At 60.3% G+C, this 19,777-nt stretch carries 21 protein-coding genes and 2 tRNA genes; 4 read left to right on the top strand and 19 right to left on the bottom strand.

Translation table 11 applies throughout. The features are described from left to right. Positions 1 to 72: 72 nt before the first annotated feature. The gene (gene spo0A / locus J3353_RS00215; protein ID WP_117476226.1) at positions 73 to 831 is read right to left on the bottom strand and encodes a sporulation transcription factor Spo0A; all 759 of its coding nucleotides are present in this window, start codon (positions 829 to 831) and stop codon (positions 73 to 75) included. A 135-nt stretch (positions 832 to 966) separates the two neighbouring features. Beyond that, positions 967 to 2,190 carry a SpoIVB peptidase gene (spoIVB, locus tag J3353_RS00210; protein ID WP_249260043.1) on the bottom strand — a complete coding sequence of 408 codons (1,224 nt, stop codon included), beginning with the start codon at positions 2,188 to 2,190 and terminating at the stop codon, positions 967 to 969. A 181-nt stretch (positions 2,191 to 2,371) separates the two neighbouring features. Between spoIVB and J3353_RS00205 the strand changes: the two genes are divergently transcribed. Beyond that, a tRNA-Leu gene (locus J3353_RS00205) sits at positions 2,372 to 2,452 on the top strand. Positions 2,453 to 2,567: 115 nt separating this feature from the next. On the opposite strand, the gene J3353_RS00200 is transcribed toward J3353_RS00205, so the two are convergent. Beyond that, positions 2,568 to 2,647 (bottom strand) — tRNA-Leu (locus J3353_RS00200). A gap of 141 nt (positions 2,648 to 2,788) precedes the next feature. Between J3353_RS00200 and J3353_RS00195 the strand changes: the two genes are divergently transcribed. Next, entirely contained in the window at positions 2,789 to 3,637 is an 849-nt protein-coding gene (locus J3353_RS00195; RefSeq protein WP_207683826.1) for a polysaccharide deacetylase family protein, read from the top strand. Here the strand turns inward: J3353_RS00195 and J3353_RS00190 are convergent. The 7 genes from J3353_RS00190 to J3353_RS00160 all read right to left on the bottom strand — a co-directional run bounded on the left by J3353_RS00190 (position 3,597) and on the right by J3353_RS00160 (position 9,588). Beyond that, positions 3,597 to 4,367 (bottom strand): MerR family transcriptional regulator, encoded by a 771-nt coding sequence (locus J3353_RS00190; RefSeq protein WP_227622011.1) that lies wholly within the window; start codon positions 4,365 to 4,367, stop codon positions 3,597 to 3,599. The genes J3353_RS00195 and J3353_RS00190 overlap by 41 nt on opposite strands. Before the next feature lie 124 nt (positions 4,368 to 4,491). Next, positions 4,492 to 5,892: an aminopeptidase gene (locus tag J3353_RS00185; protein ID WP_207683825.1), complete on the bottom strand. Its 1,401-nt coding sequence runs from the start codon at positions 5,890 to 5,892 to the stop codon at positions 4,492 to 4,494. An 82-nt stretch (positions 5,893 to 5,974) separates the two neighbouring features. Beyond that, the gene (locus J3353_RS00180) at positions 5,975 to 6,538 is read right to left on the bottom strand and encodes a lytic transglycosylase domain-containing protein (RefSeq protein WP_097771069.1); all 564 of its coding nucleotides are present in this window, start codon (positions 6,536 to 6,538) and stop codon (positions 5,975 to 5,977) included. After that, complete coding sequence (coaE, locus tag J3353_RS00175) at positions 6,535 to 7,164, bottom strand: dephospho-CoA kinase (RefSeq protein WP_207683824.1); 630 nt, start codon at positions 7,162 to 7,164, stop codon at positions 6,535 to 6,537. Before coaE ends, J3353_RS00180 begins: the two co-directional genes overlap by 4 nt. Further along, positions 7,161 to 8,186, bottom strand: a complete 1,026-nt coding sequence (locus J3353_RS00170) for an L-threonylcarbamoyladenylate synthase (RefSeq protein ID WP_223454101.1) — start codon at positions 8,184 to 8,186, stop codon at positions 7,161 to 7,163. Before J3353_RS00170 ends, coaE begins: the two co-directional genes overlap by 4 nt. 87 nt (positions 8,187 to 8,273) lie before the next feature. After that, positions 8,274 to 9,365 (bottom strand): peptide chain release factor 1, encoded by a 1,092-nt coding sequence (prfA, locus tag J3353_RS00165; RefSeq protein ID WP_207683823.1) that lies wholly within the window; start codon positions 9,363 to 9,365, stop codon positions 8,274 to 8,276. 31 nt (positions 9,366 to 9,396) lie between these two features. Further along, positions 9,397 to 9,588, bottom strand: coding sequence for a DUF951 domain-containing protein (locus J3353_RS00160; protein WP_005932779.1), 192 nt, complete (start codon positions 9,586 to 9,588; stop codon positions 9,397 to 9,399). A gap of 196 nt (positions 9,589 to 9,784) precedes the next feature. Here J3353_RS00160 and J3353_RS00155 point away from each other — a divergent pair, with 196 nt between their 5' ends. Both J3353_RS00155 and J3353_RS00150 read left to right on the top strand, forming a co-directional pair. Beyond that, complete coding sequence (locus tag J3353_RS00155; protein WP_207683822.1) at positions 9,785 to 10,720, top strand: S1 RNA-binding domain-containing protein; 936 nt, start codon at positions 9,785 to 9,787, stop codon at positions 10,718 to 10,720. A gap of 92 nt (positions 10,721 to 10,812) precedes the next feature. Then, positions 10,813 to 11,355 (top strand): DUF4364 family protein, encoded by a 543-nt coding sequence (locus J3353_RS00150; RefSeq protein WP_207683821.1) that lies wholly within the window; start codon positions 10,813 to 10,815, stop codon positions 11,353 to 11,355. Between the two features lie 39 nt (positions 11,356 to 11,394). Here the strand turns inward: J3353_RS00150 and yqeB are convergent, their stop codons facing one another. Genes yqeB through J3353_RS00105 form a run of 9 tightly spaced genes read right to left on the bottom strand, consistent with a single transcriptional unit; the run spans position 11,395 to position 19,776 of the window. Continuing rightward, positions 11,395 to 12,210, bottom strand: a complete 816-nt coding sequence (yqeB, locus tag J3353_RS00145; protein WP_207683820.1) for a selenium-dependent molybdenum cofactor biosynthesis protein YqeB — start codon at positions 12,208 to 12,210, stop codon at positions 11,395 to 11,397. A 3-nt stretch (positions 12,211 to 12,213) separates the two neighbouring features. After that, entirely contained in the window at positions 12,214 to 13,245 is a 1,032-nt protein-coding gene (locus J3353_RS00140; RefSeq protein WP_242700786.1) for an XdhC family protein, read from the bottom strand. An 18-nt stretch (positions 13,246 to 13,263) separates the two neighbouring features. Further along, positions 13,264 to 13,494, bottom strand: a complete 231-nt coding sequence (locus J3353_RS00135; protein WP_097771062.1) for a DUF3343 domain-containing protein — start codon at positions 13,492 to 13,494, stop codon at positions 13,264 to 13,266. Between the two features lie 3 nt (positions 13,495 to 13,497). Further along, positions 13,498 to 14,631 carry an aminotransferase class V-fold PLP-dependent enzyme gene (locus J3353_RS00130; RefSeq protein WP_207683819.1) on the bottom strand — a complete coding sequence of 378 codons (1,134 nt, stop codon included), beginning with the start codon at positions 14,629 to 14,631 and terminating at the stop codon, positions 13,498 to 13,500. Beyond that, positions 14,628 to 15,260 carry a sulfurtransferase-like selenium metabolism protein YedF gene (yedF, locus tag J3353_RS00125; RefSeq protein WP_207683818.1) on the bottom strand — a complete coding sequence of 211 codons (633 nt, stop codon included), beginning with the start codon at positions 15,258 to 15,260 and terminating at the stop codon, positions 14,628 to 14,630. The genes J3353_RS00130 and yedF overlap by 4 nt, the downstream gene beginning before the upstream one ends. A gap of 14 nt (positions 15,261 to 15,274) precedes the next feature. Next, entirely contained in the window at positions 15,275 to 16,312 is a 1,038-nt protein-coding gene (selD, locus tag J3353_RS00120) for a selenide, water dikinase SelD (RefSeq protein ID WP_207683817.1), read from the bottom strand. A 1-nt stretch (position 16,313) separates the two neighbouring features. After that, the gene (gene yqeC, locus J3353_RS00115; RefSeq protein WP_207683816.1) at positions 16,314 to 17,018 is read right to left on the bottom strand and encodes a selenium cofactor biosynthesis protein YqeC; all 705 of its coding nucleotides are present in this window, start codon (positions 17,016 to 17,018) and stop codon (positions 16,314 to 16,316) included. Then, a complete protein-coding gene (locus J3353_RS00110; protein ID WP_207683815.1) occupies positions 17,018 to 19,306 on the bottom strand; it encodes a xanthine dehydrogenase family protein molybdopterin-binding subunit in 2,289 nt (762 codons plus the stop codon). The genes yqeC and J3353_RS00110 overlap by 1 nt, the downstream gene beginning before the upstream one ends. Further along, the gene (locus J3353_RS00105; RefSeq protein WP_005932760.1) at positions 19,303 to 19,776 is read right to left on the bottom strand and encodes a (2Fe-2S)-binding protein; all 474 of its coding nucleotides are present in this window, start codon (positions 19,774 to 19,776) and stop codon (positions 19,303 to 19,305) included. Before J3353_RS00105 ends, J3353_RS00110 begins: the two co-directional genes overlap by 4 nt. Between the last annotated feature and the right edge of the window lies 1 nt (position 19,777).

Genomic DNA, 19,777 nt, shown 5'->3' with positions numbered 1-19,777 from the left:
GCGATAAACATTTTTCACCATCCCAGAATTGCCAGCTTTGCGCACAAAATATCACGTCGGCACGTGTATCCATCACACTGCCCTCTGCCGTTTATCCAGCCGCATCTTATCGGCAATCATCGCAATGAACTCTGAATTGGTGGGCTTGCCCCGCAGGTTGTGGATGGTATAGCCGAAATAGCTGTTAAGAGTGTCCACATCGCCCCGGTCCCACGCCACCTCAATGGCGTGGCGGATGGCGCGCTCCACCCGGCTGGCAGTGGTACCGTTTTTCTTGGCGATTTCCGGGTAGAGACGCTTGGTCACAGCGTTGATGTACTCCGGCTCGTTCATGGTAAGCAGGATGGCATCCCGCAGGAACTGGTAGCCCTTGATGTGGGCGGGAACGCCGATCTGGTGCAGGATCTCAGTGACTGTCAGTTCATCGCTGTCCACGCTGGTATGCAGAATGCGCTTTTCCTGCCCGGCAGCCACCTTCAGCACGCGGCTTGCCAGAACCGTCTCGTCAAAGGGCTTGACGAAGTAGTAAGCAAAGCCCTCGTCCAGCAGCTCCTGCACCATTTCCTCGCTCTGGAACGCCCCCGTCACAAAGAAAGAGGTGTGACGCTCACCGGCTGCATTGTACTTCTGTTTCACGGCCAGCGCATCCAGCCCGGGCATAAAGGCATCCAGCAACACCACCTGGGGCCGCACTGCAAGCATTTTCTGCAGGACCTTCAGGCCGTCTTTTTCCACCACGGTCACCTCTACGCCCTTCTGCTCCAAAGCTTCACGACAGGCTGCCGTGATCTCTGCGCCAGTATCCGACATCAAAAATTTGATCTTGTCCATCGTTCATTCCTCCAATGTGTGCGGTTTTCCTTACGTTTCTGATTTTACCATAAATTCCCATGGATTTCAACTGTTATTTTTGCCATATTATGGAATCTTCAGTCGAATCAGCCTGTTTTGTTTTACCAAATCTGCTCATTTTTCCGCCGTTGCAACCTGTTCAGCCTGCTCCAGCATGGTCTGCGCGAAAATTCCATAGCCCCGTGTCGGATCGTTGACGAGAACATGGGTCACCGCGCCGACCAGCCGCCCATTCTGCAAAATGGGACTGCCGCTCATCCCCTGCACAATGCCGCCGGTCCGGGAAAGCAGGGCTTTGTCCACCACCCGGACGACCATATTGCGGCGCGGATCGGCATCGCTGATCTTCTCGATGCGGACATGGTAGGTACGGGGTGTTTCCCCAGCGACGGTAGCCAGGATCTGTGCATCCCCCGTCTCGACCTCCTGCGCAAACGCCACCGGCATGGTTTGCCCGGAAAAGCCTGTCCGCGTTGTGCCATAAACACCGTTTTCTCCATTGATCCGGATGCTGCCAATGGCGTGGGCGCTCAGGAACTTCCCCTTCAGCTCCCCTGGGCTGCCCACAGTGCCCATGCTGCACCCGGTGATATCACACGGCACGATCTCCCCGCTGCGCAGAGCGATGCTTTCGCCGGTGTCGCCGTCGCTGATGGGATGCCCCAGCCCTGCAAAGACACCCTTTTCCGGGTCCACAAAGGTCAGAGTGCCCACACCGGCGGAGGAATCCCGCACCCACATGCCTGCCCGCCACTGGGCGGCAGCAGCATCCCAGACAGGGGTCAGGGTGGTGCTGCGCTGTTCCCCGCTGCGGACATAGATGACCTCTGCGGCGCTTCCCCGGGCGGCTTCCAGCGCTTCCTTCACAGCGTCATTGTTTTCCGTCCTGGTCTGTCCAATGCGGATCACGCGGTCTCCCAGGCGCAGTCCCGCCGCCTTTGCCGGGTTCACTGTGCTCCCGCCGGGGCTGTCAATATCGGAAAAGCCAACGATCAGTGCCCCCTCGGAGAACATTTTGACCCCGAACGGCGTACCGCAGACCGTGACCTGCGTGCGCTCCGTGACCACCGTGCGGATATTCTTGATGGGAAGCCAGCCGCCCAGTGACAGAGTGGTCTGGTAACTGCCCACGACCTGGGTACTGGCCGCATTCTGGCTGCCGTGAAGCCCCATAGGTTCCACCCAGCCAAAGCGGGGCAAAAGCAAGGCCTGCCCGGGTTCCAGATAAACACGATCCGGCAGGCGGCTGTACAGCCAACCCAGCAGCAGAAACGGCAGCAGGAGAAGATACACTGCTGTCAGTCTCAGCAATCGCTGTGCTCTGTTGCGTCGTTTCACGGTCCTGCCTCCCCGGTGATAATTTGTTCTAGTATGCACCGGAACACGATCGAATATGAAACGAGGAAATTTCTATCAAAATCGCTTGACTTTCCCGGGGTAATGTGGTAGTATATTCAAGCAGTCCGCAACAACGGTTTCGAGCCTCAGAAATCCGGGATTGCAACAATTTTATAGTTGTGCGAGGGTGGCGGAACTGGCAGACGCGCACGTTTGAGGTGCGTGTGGTTTATCCTTGGGGGTTCGAGTCCCCTCCCTCGCATAAAAGAAATCCCACGGTCTAGCGATAGATCGTGGGCTTTTCTTATGCTTTCCAACCAAAGCCGCAAACAAAACGGCAGGCCCGGATTCTATCCAAGGGCCTGCCGTTTTGTGTATGCAGGAGAAGGGACTTGAACCCTCACTCACTGGGAACTGGTGCCTAAAACCAGCGCGTCTGCCATTCCGCCACTCCTGCACGGAGAACTTATTTAGTTTATCAATTTTTGCGGGAAATGTCAATTCCTCTGCCTGCTTTTGTATTCTACAAATTTTCAGCGGGTCATATCCTATAAGAGATACTGCAGATCCAATGCGATTTGTCAAGGAGGTTTGGGAGATGGTTTCATGGCTGAGAGCAAACGGGAAGATCTTATTTCGCGGGGCAGCTCTGCTTCTGGCGGGCGCAGCGGCAGGCTTTGGGCTGGGGCTGTTCATTGCTGTGCCGGCGGGGCCCAGCTGCCGAGAAAGCGACCTGACCCCGGTACCGGATACCGGCTTTGTCTCCCCTGCTCCGGAGGCAGCCCCTGCAAGCTCATTGCCGCAGGAGGAGCCGGTGCCGGAGAAATGGGTCTGCCTGACCTTTGATGACGGCCCCAGCAAAACGACCCCGGCGGTTCTGGATGCGCTGAACGCCGCCGGGGTCAAGGCCACCTTTTTTGTGGTGGCCACGGGCTACAATGAAAAGTACCTGCCGCTCATTGCGGATGCAGCGGCAGCAGGCCACCAGATCGCGCTGCATTCCGCTTCCCATGAATACAGTGGCATCTACCAGAGTGCAGATGCCTACTGGCAGGATATCGAACTGTTGAAAGAGCGCATCTCGCCCTATGTCAACACAGCTTCTCTGCATTACCTGCGCTTTCCAGGCGGCAGCACCAACACGGTCAGCCGCCGCTACGGCGGGCGCGGTGTGATGGCCGAGCTGAAACAGCAGTGTGCCGAGAAGGGATATGCCTATGTAGACTGGAATGTCTGCGCTGAGGATGCCGTGGGCGGCAAGCCCAGTGCCGGGACCACCTACCGGAATGTGGTGCGTGAGACCGGCGAGCAGACCCAGTGCATCGTTCTGATGCATGATTCTGCCACCACCCGCACCACCGCCGAGGCGCTGCCGGACATCATCCAGTGGTATCGGGATCAGGGGTTCACATTCTGCCGCGTAGAGCAAGTGCTCCCAGCACCATAGCGGCCACTGCCACAGGAAGCAGCCGCCGCAGCCAGCGCAGCAGGCGTTCCCGCCTGAGCGGCAGTCCCGTTTTGAGAGATTCCGGGAAGAGTGCTTCGCAGCAGATAGAATCGCAATAGCGGCCCTGCCCGCGCCATGCCTTATACCGGATACCGTGCCACTCAAACTCCGGGTACATTCCCCCTTTTGTGATGCAGACGGGGCTCCCTTGAGCTTCCCCATAGCGCAGCAGCACGGCTGCAAAATCCTCCGGGGTATTGATGGACTGTTCCGATACGATGAAAAAGCGTTTTTTCTGTTCGTTTTCTGCCACGGTACGGTAATCCCTGAGCCAGCCGGAGAAAAATCTGCCCGGCTCCTGCGGGTCCTGCATCCGTTTCAGGCAGTCGTCCACATCCAGCTGATCCACCTGAGGAGTCTGTTGGGTCAGCTCTGCGCAAAAGCGGATCGCACCCGCCAGCTGTGCCGCCTGCTGCTCCAGTACCGCCTGCTGTGCCTGAAGTGCTTCGCTCAGCGGCTGTTCCCCGTTGAGGACCCTCTGTATTACGGGCAGCGGCATATCCAGCATCCGAAGCATCCGGATCAGTTTCAGGGTCCGGATATCCCCGGCGGTGTAATCCCGGTAGGCATTGCCCCGGTTACGGGCAGGGGTCATCAGCCCTTCTTTTTCGTAGAAGCGGATGTTGGGGCTGGAAACTCCACTCTGTTCCGCAGCCTGTTTGATGTTCATTTGCTTCACCTCCGCCCTTACACTACACCATAAAGTCGGTTGAAGGTCAAGCATTTTTCAAAAAATAGCGCAAAAATGCCCCGGCGGGCGCAAAACCTGCCGGGGCATTCATTCTGGATCACGCTTACTGTGCGTTGTTGAACAGGGAGAAGGCGCGGTAAGCCATGTACAGGTCGTTCTTATGGATGACCTCGAAGGGAGCGTGCATGGACAGCACAGGCACACCGATATCCAGCACGGGAATGCCGCGGTTTGCGACATACTTGGCGATGGTGCCGCCGCCGCCCAGATCCAGACGGCCCAGCTCACCGATCTGCCATGCAACGCTGCCGTTGTCCAGCATCCGGGTGATATCACCGACCAGCTCAGCGCAGGCATCGCTTGCGGAGCCCTTGCTGCCGCCGCCGGTGTACTTGAAGATGGCAACGCCGCGGCCTGCATAAGTGCCGTTCATAGGCTCGAATGCACTTGCCCAGGTGGGATCGTAGGCAGCGGTCACGTCAGCGGACAGGCAGACGCTGTGACGGAAGGCCAGGATATCATCCTGACCGGCGGTACGGCAGAGCTCCTGCATGAAGTGGAAGGCGTACATGCTCTGCATACCGGTCACGCCGTCGGAGCCGATCTCTTCCTTATCGGTCAGGACGCAGACGGTGGTGTAGGCGGGGTTCTTGGTCTCGATCTCGGCCATCAGTGCGGGATAAGCGTCCACACGGTCATCGTGGCCATAGCCGCCCACCATGGAGCGGTCGAAGCCAACGTCACGGCTCTTGTAAGCCGGGGTGATCTCGATCTCAGCGCGCATGAACTCCTTCTCAGTGATGCCGTACTTCTCGTTGAGCAGGATCATGGTGTTCAGCTTGACAGCTTCCTTGACGTTCTCGTCATCAACAGCGTCGGAGCCGATGAGGATGTTCAGCTCCTCAGCCTTGATGCCGTCCTTCAGGGGACGGGCGTTCTGCTCGGCACCCAGATGGGGCAGCAGGTCGGTGATGCAGAAGACGGGATCGTTCTCGTCCTCGCCCACACGGACGGTGACGGTGGAGCCATCCTCACGGGTGAACACGCCGTGGATGGACAGAGGGATAGTGCCCCACTGATACTTGCGGATACCACCGTAGTAATGGGTCTTGAAGTAGCTCAGGTGGTCAGACTCATACAGCGGGGTGGGACGCAGGTCCAGACGGGGGCTGTCGGTGTGGGCAATGACCAGATGGAAGCCATCCTCAAAGCTCTTGGTACCGATGGTGGAAGCCACCACAGCCTTGTTGCACTGGACAAAGTAGATCTTGTCGCCGGGCTTGTAGGTCTTTTTCGGGTCGAACTGCTGGTAGCCTGCATCCTTGAGCATCTGCTCGCTCTCGGCGGCGACCTCACGCTCGGTCTTGCCTGCATCCAGGAACTTCTTGTAGCCCTCGGCAAAGTCGTGGGCCTTCTGCTTCACGTCAGCGTCCTTATCGGCGACGTAAGCAGGCTTATAGAGCAGCTTTTCAGCCAGCTGCTGGTTCGGAGTTTTTTCTGCCATAGAATTTCTCCTGCCTTTCTCTTTCGGTATTCCTAAATATTTCAAACCGGCGCAAGCCGGTTCAAGCGGGTTTGCAGCCTGCTCAGGCTCCGTACAGCTCGGTGTACTTGGCATAGCAGGCGGTGATCTTTTCCACATAGTGGTGCATCTGGTTATAGGGGAAACCCGACAGGGTCAACCCGTCCTCCGAGTGTTCCTCCTTCTGAAGCAGGGCATCCACGGTACCCCACCCGCTGTGGTAGGCTGCGGCGGCCGTGGAGATATCGCCGTTGTAACGCACCAGGCAGAGGTGGAGGTAATAGCATCCAAAGCGGATGCTCACATCCGGGTCGTACAGGTCGCCAAAGGAAACCTCCTCCCCCAGGCCCAGCTTACTGCGGAGCCAGAGGAAGGTCTCCTCCGTCATCTGCATCAGGCCGCGCGCATCGACACTGGAAGTTGCGCCCGGGTCAAAGCCGCTCTCGGTGCGGATGAAGGAATAGACCAGCAGCGGGTCAAGGTCATACTCGGCAGCGTACTGCTCCACAAGGTCGTTGTATTTCCGCGGGTAGAGCCGCTGTTCCACCTGACGGCGCACCGGCGGCAGCGCCAGCAGGACCACACAGAGCAGAAAGAGCAGCACCAGCGTTTTCAAAAACTTTTTCAAAGCGAAGTGTCCGCGCCCCCTTTCCGTGCGCCCTCAGCCTGCAGCTGCTCACAGAGCGCCGCTGCTGCCGCTTCCAGAGAAGCAAGGTCAGCATCGTTGCGCAGGACATGATCGGCCCGGGCAAGCAGGACCTCTTCCGGGGTCTGGGCGTTGAGCCGCCGTGCCGCCATCTCCGGGGCGATGCCGTCCCGGGCCGCAATGCGGGCCACACTGGTGGCAAAGGGCGCAGTGACCACACAGAGGTGGTCGCACTCTTTTTCCGCATCGGTGCCCACGATCACGGCTCCGTCTATCACAAAAAGCGGTGCTCCGGCTTCCCGGGCGGCCTGCTTCAGTCTGCAGACCCGCCGGATGATCTCCGGAAGCACGAGGGAATCCAGAGCAGCCTTTCCTTCCGGCGCAGCAAAGGCGCGGTCTGCCAGCAGGCGGCGGTTCAGGCTGCCGTCGGCATACAGGATATCTGCCCCGAACCGCTGGGCCAGCACCGGCAGCAGCGGAGAACCGGGCAGCAGGATCTCGCGGGAGATCTGGTCGGCATCCACCAGCGGGACACCATGGGCGGCAAACACCGCCGTCACAGTCGATTTGCCGCAGCCGCTGCGGCCGGTGATCCCAAGCGTGATCATAGCTGGATCACCCGGAACGCTGCCGCACGGATCAGGCGGTTGTACACCGCCATGGACAGGCCGTCCTTTTTGGGGCAGCGAGCATAGACCACCCCGTCCCCCTGCTCATCCAGGGCACGCAGGCTGCGGAAGATATGCTTTGCCTGATCGGCACCGTCGCCCTCCCTGCCATATTCCACGCAGGGCCAGCCGAGCTTTTCGGCCTCGCCGGTAAAACAGAGGCAGCTGGGGTTCTGGTCGGCATGGGCATCCACATAGGCCTTGAACTGCTCAAAGGTGCCGTCCAGCAGGGTGACATCTGCCTTAGGGGCGTAATGCTTATACTTCATGCCGGGGCTGCGGACAACAGCACCCTCGGGCAGCTTCTCGAGGATGGCCTTGGAGACCTCGACCTCCTCACCCAGAGCGCGCTCCAGATCTTCCAGCGTGATATGGCCGGGGCGGAACAGGGTGGGCTTTTCGCCTACCACAGAGATCACGGTACTCTCCACACCCACATCGCACTCGCCGCCATCCAGGATCAGGGGCAGACGGCCATCCATATCGGTGAACACATCCTGTGCGTTGGTGGGGCTGGGCTTGCCGGAAAGGTTCGCACTGGGGGCCGCAAAGGCGCAGCCGCTCTGCGCAATGACAGCCCGTGCCACCGGGTGGCTGGGCATCCGGATGCCCACCGTGTCCAGACCGGCACAGCACTCCGCGGCCACCTCCGGGCCGCGGGGCATGATGATGGTCAGAGGGCCGGGGCAGAACGCGGCCATCAGCAGCTGGGCACGCTCGGGCACCTCGCTGACAAGGCCGGGCAGCATCTCTGGGCCGGTGACATGGACGATCAGGGGGTTGTCCTGCGGGCGGCCCTTGGCCACAAAGATCTTTGCGACTGCCGCGCCGTTGCGCGCATCGGCGGCAATGCCGTAGACCGTCTCGGTGGGCAGGGCCACCAGCTCCCCTCTGCGCAGCAGATCAGCCGCTTTGGCGATCGCTTCGCCCTCAGCAGGTAAAATTTCAGTTTTCATTTTCATGCGGTTCATCGTTCTTTCTATCTGTAAAGTATAAACGCTTTTCAATCATCAAATCAACGCAAGCACGTTATTCTTTTCATCGCAGCTTCATTCAGCCTGTGCGTTGAGCTGACGCAGTTTTTCGGCCTGTTCATGGGTTGCCAGTGCATCAATGATCTCGTCCAGATTTCCGTCCATGATCTTATCCAGATTGTGGACCGTCAGGCCGATGCGGTGGTCGGTGCAGCGATCCTGCGGGAAGTTGTAAGTCCGGATCTTCTCGCTGCGATCACCGGTTCCCACCTGCCCCGCGCGGTTGGCATTGATGGCATCCTGCTGTTCCTTCTGCTTCTGGGCCAGCAGGCGGCTGCGCAGGATCTCCAGCGCCTTATCCTTATTCTGGAACTGGCTGCGCTCGTTCTGGCACTCCACCACCATTCCGGTGGGGATGTGCGTCACCCGGATGGCGCTGGACGTTTTGTTGATGTGCTGGCCGCCCGCACCCGAGGAGCGGAAGGTATCGATGCGCAGATCCTTGGGGTCGATGACAAGATCCACCTCTTCGGCCTGCGGCATCACCGCCACGGTTGCTGTGGAGGTGTGGATGCGGCCCTGCGTTTCGGTCTCGGGCACACGCTGGACACGGTGCACTCCGCTCTCATACTTGAGCCGGTTATAGGCCCCTGCGCCGTTCACGGCAAGAATGGCTTCCTTGACACCGCCCAGCTCCGTCTCGTTGAGGTTCAGCACCTCCAGCTCCCAGCCCCTGCTCTGGACGTACATGGTGTACATCCGCATCAGGCTGTGGGCAAACAGCGCGGCTTCTTCGCCGCCCGCACCGCCGCGCAGCTCCATGATGACACTTTTATCATCGTTGACATCCTTGGGCAGCAGCAAAATTTTGAGATTATTTTCCAGCTGCGCCACTTCCTGACTTTTTTCGCTGATCTCCTGCTGTACCATTTCCTTAAAGTCCGGATCAAGGGCCTCGCCCTCGAGCAGGGCTTTGGCCTGAGCAAGATGATCCTGCGCCGTGATCAGGGCCTGATAGGCCTGCACCACGGGTTCCGCCTCGTGATACTCCTGCATCAAGCGGCGGAACAGTGCAGGATCTGCCGCTGTTTCCGGCTGATTCAGGCGGATGGAAAGTTCTTCAAACCGGTGGCTGACAGCCTCCATTTGGGAAAGCAGTCTTGACATACTGTGCAGTTCTCCTTACATGACCCAATGGTTACTCGGCAGCGCCGGGCTTGAGCACTTTCTTGATGTTTTTTTCAATTTTCGCGCGGGGCAGCATGACCTCACGGCCGCAGCCCGTGCAGCGGATCTTGAAATCCATACCGACCCGGAGCACCTCGAAGCTGGAAGCTCCGCACGGGTGTTTTTTGCGGGTCTGGATGGTATCTCCCACTGCGATATCCATATTTCTTTCCCTCCTGCCGCCCCTTTGCGGGGCAGTACCCTGTGCAGCAGGTTTCCATGCCGCACATACAGATATAGTATAAACCAAACTCGTATAAAATGCAATTGTCCGCGCATAGAGTTTTAATGCCGACACCTGCTTTGTGTGCCGACGTGCAGCGGAAAACGCTAAAATAACACAGAAAGAGGAACAAACCATGATGCAGACATTTCGTACTGAAGGCAATTACCGCTCCGCAGACCGGCTCAGCCCCGCAGAACTGCGCGCCGCCATCGCCAGCCGCGAAATTTTACAGAGCACTGCCCTTGCCTTTGACACCCAGCGCCAGCTCCGGTTCGACCTGGGCGGGGTAAAGGCCGTGATGCCCTTTGGCCAGTGTGCCGATGGGGCTGAGAGCGGCACCGTGCGGGACATTGCGGTGCTGACGCGGGTGGGCCGCCCCACCTGCTTTGTGATTGAAGGGATGAAGACCGGGGAAAACGGCCAGCCCTGCTACCTGCTTTCCCGGGCTGAGGCACAGCGGATGTGCAAGGCAGAGTATCTGGACACCTTACAGCCCGGGGACATCCTGCCCTGCACTGTGACCCACATCGAGCCGTTTGGTGCCTTTTGTGACGTTGGGTGCGGCATCAGCGCCCTGCTGCCCATCGACTGCATGTCGGTCAGCCGTATCTCCTCCCCTGCCGACCGGGTGAGTGTGGGCCAGCAGATCCTGTGCGCCATCAAAAGCCGGGATGTGCAGGGGCGGTTCGTGCTGACCATCCGTGAGCTGCTGGGCACCTGGGAGGAGAACGCCGCCGGGTTCACCGTGGGCGAGACCGTGGTGGGCATTGTGCGGAGCGTGGAGGAATACGGCACCTTTGTGGAGATCGCCCCCAATCTGGCCGGTCTTGCCGAGACCTGCCCCGACCTGCACCCCGGGCAGGCGGTGAGCGTCTACATCAAAAACATCCTGCCCGATAAAATGAAGATCAAGCTGGTCATCGTCAACCACAGCCTGGGCCAGAGCCACCGGTTCGACCTGCGCTATTTCATCACCGAGGGGCATATCGACCACTGGCTGTATTCCACCCCCGAAAGCCGCAAGCGCATTGAGACAGATTTTGCGGTTGCGGCTTGCAATCCGGTCTGAAACCCTTTATACTATAAGAAAGTGATTCTTTACGGCCTGCCCCGAGGCAGTGCCGGGCAGCAATTTGAAATAACAGGGGGATGTGCAGAACGATGGCCGCCAACGATGCTTTTACCGCCGGTGTTCGTCCCGGCGGACTGACCGACAGCACGGAGATCCGGTTGCTGTTGTGTTATCTGGTAAAGAATGCCGGGCCGATCACCCGGACGGAGATCGAGAATGCGCTGATGGAAGAGCAGCTGGTCAACTATTTTGAGATCGGCTCCTGTCTGGATGATATCACTCGCCAGCAGCTGGTCACACTGAAGGAAGATCGCTATTCCATCACCGAAAAAGGACGCAGGGTCGCACAGGAGCTTGCCTATGACCTGCCCCGCAGTGTGCGGGAGCGCGCGGTGGCGGCGGTTCTGCGCAGCCAGACCTGGGCCCGCAAGGAAGCCGAGTACAGCGCCCGCATCACCGAAAAGCCGGACGGCCACTGCTCCATCCGCTGCACCATCAAGGCACTGGATCAGGAGCTGTTTTGTCTGGACATCGGCACGCCTGACCGACTGAGTGCCGATCTGGTCAAGAAGCAGTTCATCCTCAAGGGCAACGAGATCTATCAGATGCTCATCACCAAACTGACAGAGTAACAAAGAAACGGGGCTGTTGCAAAAACAGTCCCGTTTCTTTTAGTTCCAGCACGCTGCTGTGATCAGTTCCAGCACACTGCCCGCAATGCAGCGGGCCTTATCCGAGATGAGGAAGCAGTTTTCCAGCTCTGCGCGACGGGGGTCCACATCGGCTACCTTGAATCCTTTGGTCACCGGGTAGCCATCCCGCAGCAGACCCCGCAGGATGCCGGAGATCTGTGTGGCCACCGGTAAACGCTGGCCGTCTGGTGTTTCGATCTCGGCCACAGCCTCGCCTGCCTCCACAAAATCAGCGATAGAATGCAGGTTGCGGAAGATGCCCGCGGCCTGCGCATGGAGCACACGCTCGGCACCATAGCCGCCAATGATGCCCGGCACGCCGGAGTTGGGTGCGGCAGACCCTTCCCGGATGATGCGGCCCAGCTTGTGGCCGCGCTTGGTCTCCACCACCACGTCAACATCCTGCCCCGCCGCAAAGCCAGGACCAAGGGCAATGGTCAGCGGAGCCATCTCCCGGGTGGTGCCCAGATTTTTCTTTGCGATGATGGCATCCACCAGAACAGCAGGCCTTGCCTGCGGCAGACACGCACCTGTTGGGTCTATCAGGACCGGCACGGCGTTCTGTGCCCAGACGGCATCGGCATCCGCCAGCGTCTCCACTCGGATGCCCCGCATTCCTTCCACAGCGGTCTCGCCTTCGTAAACAGCCTCACAGAGAGACACCTGCCGACGGATGGCGGCGGGATGGGCCGTTTCCAGCACCAGCACCCGCAGGCCAGCCGACCAGAGCCGATGCACAACACCGGTGGCAAGGTCTCCCCCGCCCCGGACAACGATCAGGTCATCACGTTTCATGGCTCATTCCTCCGGTTCCAGACGCTGCAAAAAGACTTCCATGGAGCCGCCGCAGGCTGCAATAGCAGCGGCATCGCTAGCCCCCTCTGTGGTAAAGGCGGCCAGCCTGCACGGGGCAGCCCCTGGCTCCAGCAATTCCCGCGCCAGCTGCTGGGTGCGGTACTCCATGATGCCGCCGCCCACACTGCCCACGGCAGAGCCATCGGGCAGGACCAACATCTTGGAGCCTTCCTCCCGTGGCGTAGAGCCATGGCGGCCTACGATGGTCGCCAGCACCGCCGGAGCGGTCTGCTGTTCCAGCGCAGCCAGCAGCACCGGGGAAAAGCCCTCGGTCTGCTGGCGGCTGTTTTTAACAGAGACGATCTCCGCAAGAATAGAAAGTGCGATCTCCTGTGCGGTTTTTGCGCCAATGGAAAGCCCAATGGGCGCGTGCAGGGCATCAATGCGCTCTTGCGGCAGCCCCAGCTCGGCCAGTTGTGTGTGCACCAGAGCCGCGCGCTTCCGGCTGCCCATCATGCCCACATAGGCGGCGGGCTTTTGCAGAATAGAACGCAGGCAGGCGATATCACAGCTGTGGGCGCGGGTCACGACCACAAAGTATGTCTCCTGCCCGCCGGGGATCTGTGCAAGGCCCTCTGCAAAGGGCAGGCAGAGCACAGCATCGGCCCCGACCTGACGCAGCTCCTCCGCAAACTCGGGGCGGTCCTCCAGCGCTGTGACCGGCAGGCCCAGCAGCTTTGCCAGCCGCACCACCGACGCGCCCACATGGCCGCCGCCGCAGACCACAAGCTGCGGGGCTGCGCCAAAGCGCTCCACAAAGATGCGCTGTCCGGCTGATTTCAGAATTCCACTGGAGGTCACAGCGGCCAAGGCAGGCAGATGCTCCCCCCAGAACGCAGGCAGCTCCTCCGGCCAGACCGGTGCTGTGTTCCGCAGCAGGACACGTTCCCCCTGCGCCCGGCCTTCCAGCACCGTGGCCAGCAGAAAATCCCCCTCCCGGTCATGGAGTGCATTGAAAAAAGAACGGTTTCCCATCCAATTCTCCTTTATTTGTTATTGTTCTACCACCGCTGCGGCATCATAGGCGGCGGGGTCGATGCGGCTCTGCCACAGCGGCCAGTCCTCGGGCGGCATCCGCCACGCAAGGCCGCACCCGGCAGAGAGCTCCCGGGGCAGCGGAATAAGCCGCCCGGGGATGTGTTCCGCTTCGCAGTGTTTTTCCCATGCCATTGCTTCCACTGTGGTGCGGAAGGATAACACGATATAGGGTCTCTTTGCACGCATTATTTATTCCTCCGCCAGGCTGCGCACCGCACGGGCAGCGGCAAGCGCCTCCTCCCGGGTGTTGGTGTGGGAGAAGCTGAACCGCACCACGCCCTGCTCCACGGTGCCCAGCGCCTTGTGCATCAGTGGAGCACAGTGCGCACCGGCCCGCACACAGATGCCGTACTCCTCCCAGAGCGCATCTGCCACCCGGGCGGAATCCTCGCCCATCAGGTTCAGCGAGACGATGGGCGCACGCGGCGCAGTGAAGTCACCATAGAGCCGCACACCGGGAATTTCCCGGACAGTTTCATAAAACAGGCGTGCAAGCGCATTTTCTTTTGCTTCCAGCGCTTCCACGCCCTGCGTCAGGAGCCAGCGCACCCCGGCCCCCAGCCCGGCGATTCCCGGCACATTCAGCGTCCCGGCTTCCAGAGCGGTGGGCATTTCGGTAGGGTGGTGTTCATCAAAGCTGTGGACTCCGCTGCCGCCTACCACAAGGGGGGCAACCTGAAGCCCGGGACGGACATACAGCCCGCCGGTGCCCTGCGGGCCAAGCAGCGCCTTGTGCCCGGTAAAGCAAAGCCCATCGATCCCCAGTGCCTGCACATCCATCGGCATGGCACCCGCTGTCTGGGCGGCATCCACGATGAACAACAGGCCGTGGTTTTTTGCAAAAGCGGATACGAACGCCAGGTCCGTGCGGTTGCCGGTGACATTGGAGGCACCGGTCACAACAACGCCCCTGGTGTTGGGGCGGAGCAGCTGCTCAAGCTGCGCATAGCGGAGCACACCGTTTGCCTCCACATCCACAAAGCTCACCTCAACCCCCTGCCTTTGGAGGCGGTAGAGGGGCCGCAGGACGGAATTGTGCTCACAGACCGTAGTGATGACATGATCCCCTGGGCCAAAGAGCCCGTTGATGGCCGTGTTCAGTGCCTGGGTCGCATTGGATGCAAAGGCGATGCAGGCCGGGCCTTCGGCGTGGAAGAGCTGGGCCAGCGCTTCCCGGGTCTCGTAGACGACACGGGAGGCGTGCAGGGTGGGCGCATGGGCTCCACGGCCCGGGTTGCCCGCTGTCTGCAGAGCATCCAGCATCGCCTGCCCCACCTCCGGGGGCTTGTACAAGGTGGTTGCGGCGTTATCAAGGTAGATCACGGCTTGACCACGTTCCCGGCGTTCAGCATCTTTTCAGCGATGACATACATATTGGTCACGCCGCCCACAGCCAGCTTCTCCGTTATGCCGTAGAAGTTCAGGCAGGTGCCGCAGGTCAGGATCTCCACGCCCTCAGCTTCCAGTGCCTTCAGGTCTTCCAGCATGGGCGAACCCTCACAGGTCAGGGATGCGCCGCCGTTATAGAAGAGGATCGTCTTGGGCAGCTTGTCCTGCTGGGTCAGGGAGAACACAAAGGCCTTGAGCAGGGTCTTGCCCAGCTCCTCGGCCCCTTCCCCCATCTTTTCGGACGAGATGACCACCACTGTATCGGTGCGGGCATCCGGGATGCAGGTTTCCGCTTCTGCCTGCTGTTTCTCTTCGCCCAGCACAGCGGTATCCGCAGCGGGCGTGTCCTTGATGGTAAAGCGGACACGGTATTCCTGCTCGGCCAGCTTTTCAGAGCTGGACAGATAGCCCTTCTGCTGGGCCATCTTGGTCAGGTTCTGGACAGCGATCTCATTGTCCACCAGCACTTCCACCTCGCCGGAGCCGTGCAGCTCTGCAATGGCCTTTTTGGCCTTGACCACGGGCAGCGGGCAGGCATCTCCACGGGCATCGATCTTGATCATTGATTGTTCCTCCATCATTCGTATGTTACTGTGATCTCCGGTGTCTGCTTTTCCCCAATGGTGCCCACGATCTTTGCGGGCAGACCCGCCGCCTGCAGCTCTGCTTCCAGTGCAGCGGCATCCTGCGGGGCCACAGCAAACAACAGGCCGCCGGAGGTCTGGGGATCAAACAGAATTTCCTCCATCGGGAAGGGCACTTTCTCAAACCGGACAAAGGGCCCGGTGTGGTTGCGGTTGCGTTGACCGGCAGCGGTGTACAGGCAGGCATCTGCGGCCTCCCACGCACCGGGCAGTATCGGCACCGCATGGGCATCGATGACGCTGGAGAGTTTCTCCCCCATCATCTCGTGCAGATGGCCCAGAAAGCTGAACCCGGTCACATCCGTGGCGGCGTGCACCTCGTACCTGCGCGCGATCTCTGCCGCTGCTTTGTTCAGGGTGGTCATGGAACGGACTGCGGCTTCCATCTGTTCCGGAGCGGCTTCGCCCACCCGGTTGGCGGTGCAGATCAGCCCCACGCCAAGCGCCTTGGTCAGAAGGAGCTTGTCGCCCGAGCGGCCGGTATCGTTGGCCGTCAGGCGGTGCGGGTCTACCAGACCGGTCACCGACAGGCCGTACTTCACACCGGTATCGGCAATGGAGTGCCCACCCGCCAGCGTGCCCCCGGCTTCGGCCACCTTTTCGGCACCGCCGCGCAGGATCTCCCCCAACACGTTCAGATCCATGCTCTCGGGGAAGCAGACAAGATTCAGTGCCGTTTTGACCTCACCGCCCATGGCGTAAACATCGCTCAGGGCATTGGCCGCGGCGATCTGCCCGAAGGTATAGGGGTCATCGACCATCGGCGGGAAGAAATCCACAGTCTGCACCAGGGCAATGTCCTCGGTGATGCGGTAGACGGCAGCATCGTCCCGGCTGTCGTAGCCAACCAGAAGGTCGGGGTCTTTTTCGCCCCGGGGCAGCTTTTCCAGAATGCGGCTCAGTACCCCGGCACCCAGCTTGGCGGTGCACCCGCCGCCGGTGCAGAAGACAATGGGGCCTTGTTCTGCCATTTCATGCACGCTCCCTTTCGTCAAAATAAGTCAACACGCCCTGCACCTCATATTTTTCGTGCAGGAGCGCGAGGGTCTGTTCGCCTGCGGCAATGCGGACGGGGTCATCCGCCTGATTGAGCACCACAGAAAAACGGCGATCCCCCACCCGTTTTCGTCCCCCCTGCTCACTGGCCAGCAGCCTTGCCAGCAGCTCAGGGGTCAGAAGCGTTTCGGGGGCAGCGCCCAGCAGGGCGCAGGCCTGCTCCAGCCGGAAGCAGACCTCCCGAAGAGGTCTGCCCAGCGCGGACAATCCTGCCACGGCCAGCACGATATCGCTTTCCGGCAGCAGCACCGGTTCATGGGCCGCCGGAACTTTGCAGGGCATCCGTTTTGCACCGTCCGCTTCCAGAAGAACCATATCCGCACGTGCCATCCAGCAGGTCAGCTGCTCCGGCGGCAGGGCGGTCAACTTGCCCTGCTCTGCCGGGACACCGGCCACGGCATATTGCCCTGCCGCCCAGAGGGACGCAAGAGCTGCTTCATCTGCGGCATAATTCTCCCCGGGCTGTCGGATGTGGGTGGTGGTGCTCACCAGCACCCGCCAGCCTTTGGCGGCACAATGCCGGGCAAAGGCATAGAGCAGGGTGGTTTTTCCGCCGCCGCCCACCAGCGAGACCACATGGCCCTTTTCAGCCAGAAACGGAAACTGTTTTTCCGGAAACATCAGCGGTTTTCTTCCACCGCCATGGCGACCTGCTCCGGGGTGATGGGCAGCTCATAGAAGCGGGTGCCGATGGCATTGTAGATGGCATCCGCGATGGCGGGCAGCGGGGTGTTGATGACCACCTCACCGATGGATTTTGCACCAAACGGGCCGTTGGGCTCGTAGCTGCTCTCAAATTCCACCCGGATGTGTCCGATGTCCACACGGGCAGGGATCTTATACTGCATAAAGGAATTTTCCATCGGCCAGCCCTTGGCATCATAGGTGATGTTCTCGGTCAGGGCCATGCCGATGCCCTGCAGGATACCGCCCTCGGCCTGCACACGGGTCAGGTTGGGGTTGATGGGGGTGCCGCAGTCCACACAGGCGGCATAATCCACCACCTTGACCTCACCGGTCTCCTTGTCCAACTCAATTTCAGCCGCACCGACCATGTAGGGCGGGGGCGAAAGGGGCGAGCTGTGGGTCTCGGTGATCTCCAACGGCACCATGTGGCCGAACTGGGAGGCGAAGGCCACCTCAGAGAGAGAGACCCTCTTCTCCGGGTCTGCGTTCAGGGAGACGAACTTGCCGTCAAAATCCACGGCATCTTCGGTCGTCTGGAGCAGCTCCGCACCCAGCTTGCAGATCTGGCCGCGCAGCCGGAGGGCACACTTCTCCACCGCCTTGCCGGTGACATAGGTGGTAGAGGAAGCGTAGGAGCCGGAGTCATAGGGCGAGGTGTCGGTATCTGCACCAAAAACGGTGATATTGTCCAAGTCACAGTCCAGCACCTCGGCGGCGATCTGAGCCAGCGTGGTGTCACAGCCGGTACCCATATCGGCCGCGCCGATGATGAGGGAGTAGAAACCGTCATCGTTTACCTTGAGTGTGGCGCTGCCCACGTCCATGCCGGAAATGCCGGAGCCCTGCATGGCCATGCCCATACCCACGGCGCGCACCTTGCCATTGCCAAGGTCGCGCACAGGGTACTTGTTGTCCCAGTCGATCATCTCATGGACTTTTTTCAGGCAGCGATCCAGCGCGCAGCTGGTGTTCACAGCGCCGTAATAGGCGGGCATTACATCGCCCTCTTTGACGATGTTCATTTCACGGATCTTGAAGGGGTCCATGTGAAGTTTGGCAGCCAGCTCGTTGACAGCAGATTCCACCGCAAACAGGCCCTGGGTCGCACCATAGCCGCGGTACGCACCGGCAGACATGTGGTTGGTGTAGACCACGTCGCTGACAAAACGGAAGGCTTCGGCCTTGCCGTACAGCGGGATGGACTTGTGGCCGGAAAGGCCCACCGTTGTGGGGCCGTGCTCACCATAAGCACCGGTGTTGGACAGGGTGTAGAGGTCGATACCCTTCACGATGCCGTCCTTGGTGGCACCCAGACGGACGTGCATCTCCATCTCGTGGCGGGGCGAAGATGCGGTCTGGCTCTCTTCGCGGGTGAAGATCAGCTTACAGGGCTTCTTGGTCTTCCAGGTAACAAAGGCCGGATAGATGGCCGAGACTGCCGTCTGCTTGGCACCAAAGCCGCCGCCGATGCGGGGTTTGATGACGCGGATCATGGATTTGGGGATGTGCAGGGCGTTTGCCACATTGCGGCGGGTATGGAACACGATCTGGGTCGAGCTGAGGATGTTCAGCCGTCCGTACAGGTCCATCCAGCAGCAGGTGCGGAAGGTCTCCATCATGGCCTGCTGGCAGGCCTTGGTGTGGTAGACACGGTCGATGACAACATCGCACTTTGCCAGCACGGCATCGATGTCGCCGTCGCCGCACGCATCGTGAGCACAGAGATTGCGCTTGTTGTCGGCACCCACGGGGCTCAGGCTCTCCCAGTTGTCCTCCGGGTGGACAAGGATGGGGTTGTCCTTCGCAGTGTGGAAATCCAGCACCGGCTCCAGCACCTGATACTCCACCTTGATGAGCTTCATGGCCTTCTCGACACACTTCTCATCCTTGCCCACCACAATGGCCACCACGTCCCCCACAAAGCGGACGTGGCGGTCGATGACCAGGCGGTCGTAGGGGCTGGCTTCGGGGTAGGTCTGGCCGGCCTGCGTGTAGCGGCGGGCGTTCTGGTCCACATCCTCCCAGGTGAAGATGGCCTCGATGCCGGGCACCTTTTTGGCCACGGACGTGTCGATGCGCTCCACCATGGCGTTGGCATGGGGCGAGCGGTACAGCTTGACGATCAGGCAGTCTGCCGGGGCCAGATCATCCATGTAAACGGGCTTGCCGGTCACAAGCTGCATGGCATCCTTTTTGCGGAATGCTTTGTTGACGTTTTTCATTCGGCACCCTCCTGTTTTGCTTTTTTCCAGGCGAGGAAATTCTGGATGCCCCGCAGCTGACCCTCGTAGCCGGAGCAGCGGCAGAGGTTGCCCGCGAGATATTCCTTGATCTCCTCCTCAGTGGGGTATTCCTTTTCCCGGAAGAGGGCGAGGGCGTTCATAATAAAGCCCGGGTTGCAGAAGCCGCACTGCTCCGCACCTTGATCAGCGATAAAAGCACCGAACTCAGCAGCCTCCTCCTGCAGGCCCTCCAGCGTGGTCACCCTGTGGCCGTCGGCACGGGCTGCCAGCACAGAGCAGGACAGCACCGGCACATCGTCCAGAAAGACGGTGCACAGGCCGCAGTTGGAGGTCTCACAGCCGCGCTTGACACTGTAACAGCCGTGTGCGCGGACAAAATCGATGAGCAGGGTGTCCGGTGCGGCCTCTGCCGTGACTTTGGTTCCGTTCAGAATAATATTCACCTGCATC

Source organism: Faecalibacterium sp. Marseille-Q4137, from assembly GCF_017377535.1.
GTDB lineage: Bacteria > Bacillota > Clostridia > Oscillospirales > Ruminococcaceae > Faecalibacterium > Faecalibacterium duncaniae.
Note: the sequence above shows the minus strand (reverse complement) of the source record. Positions and strands in the feature narration are given on the sequence as shown.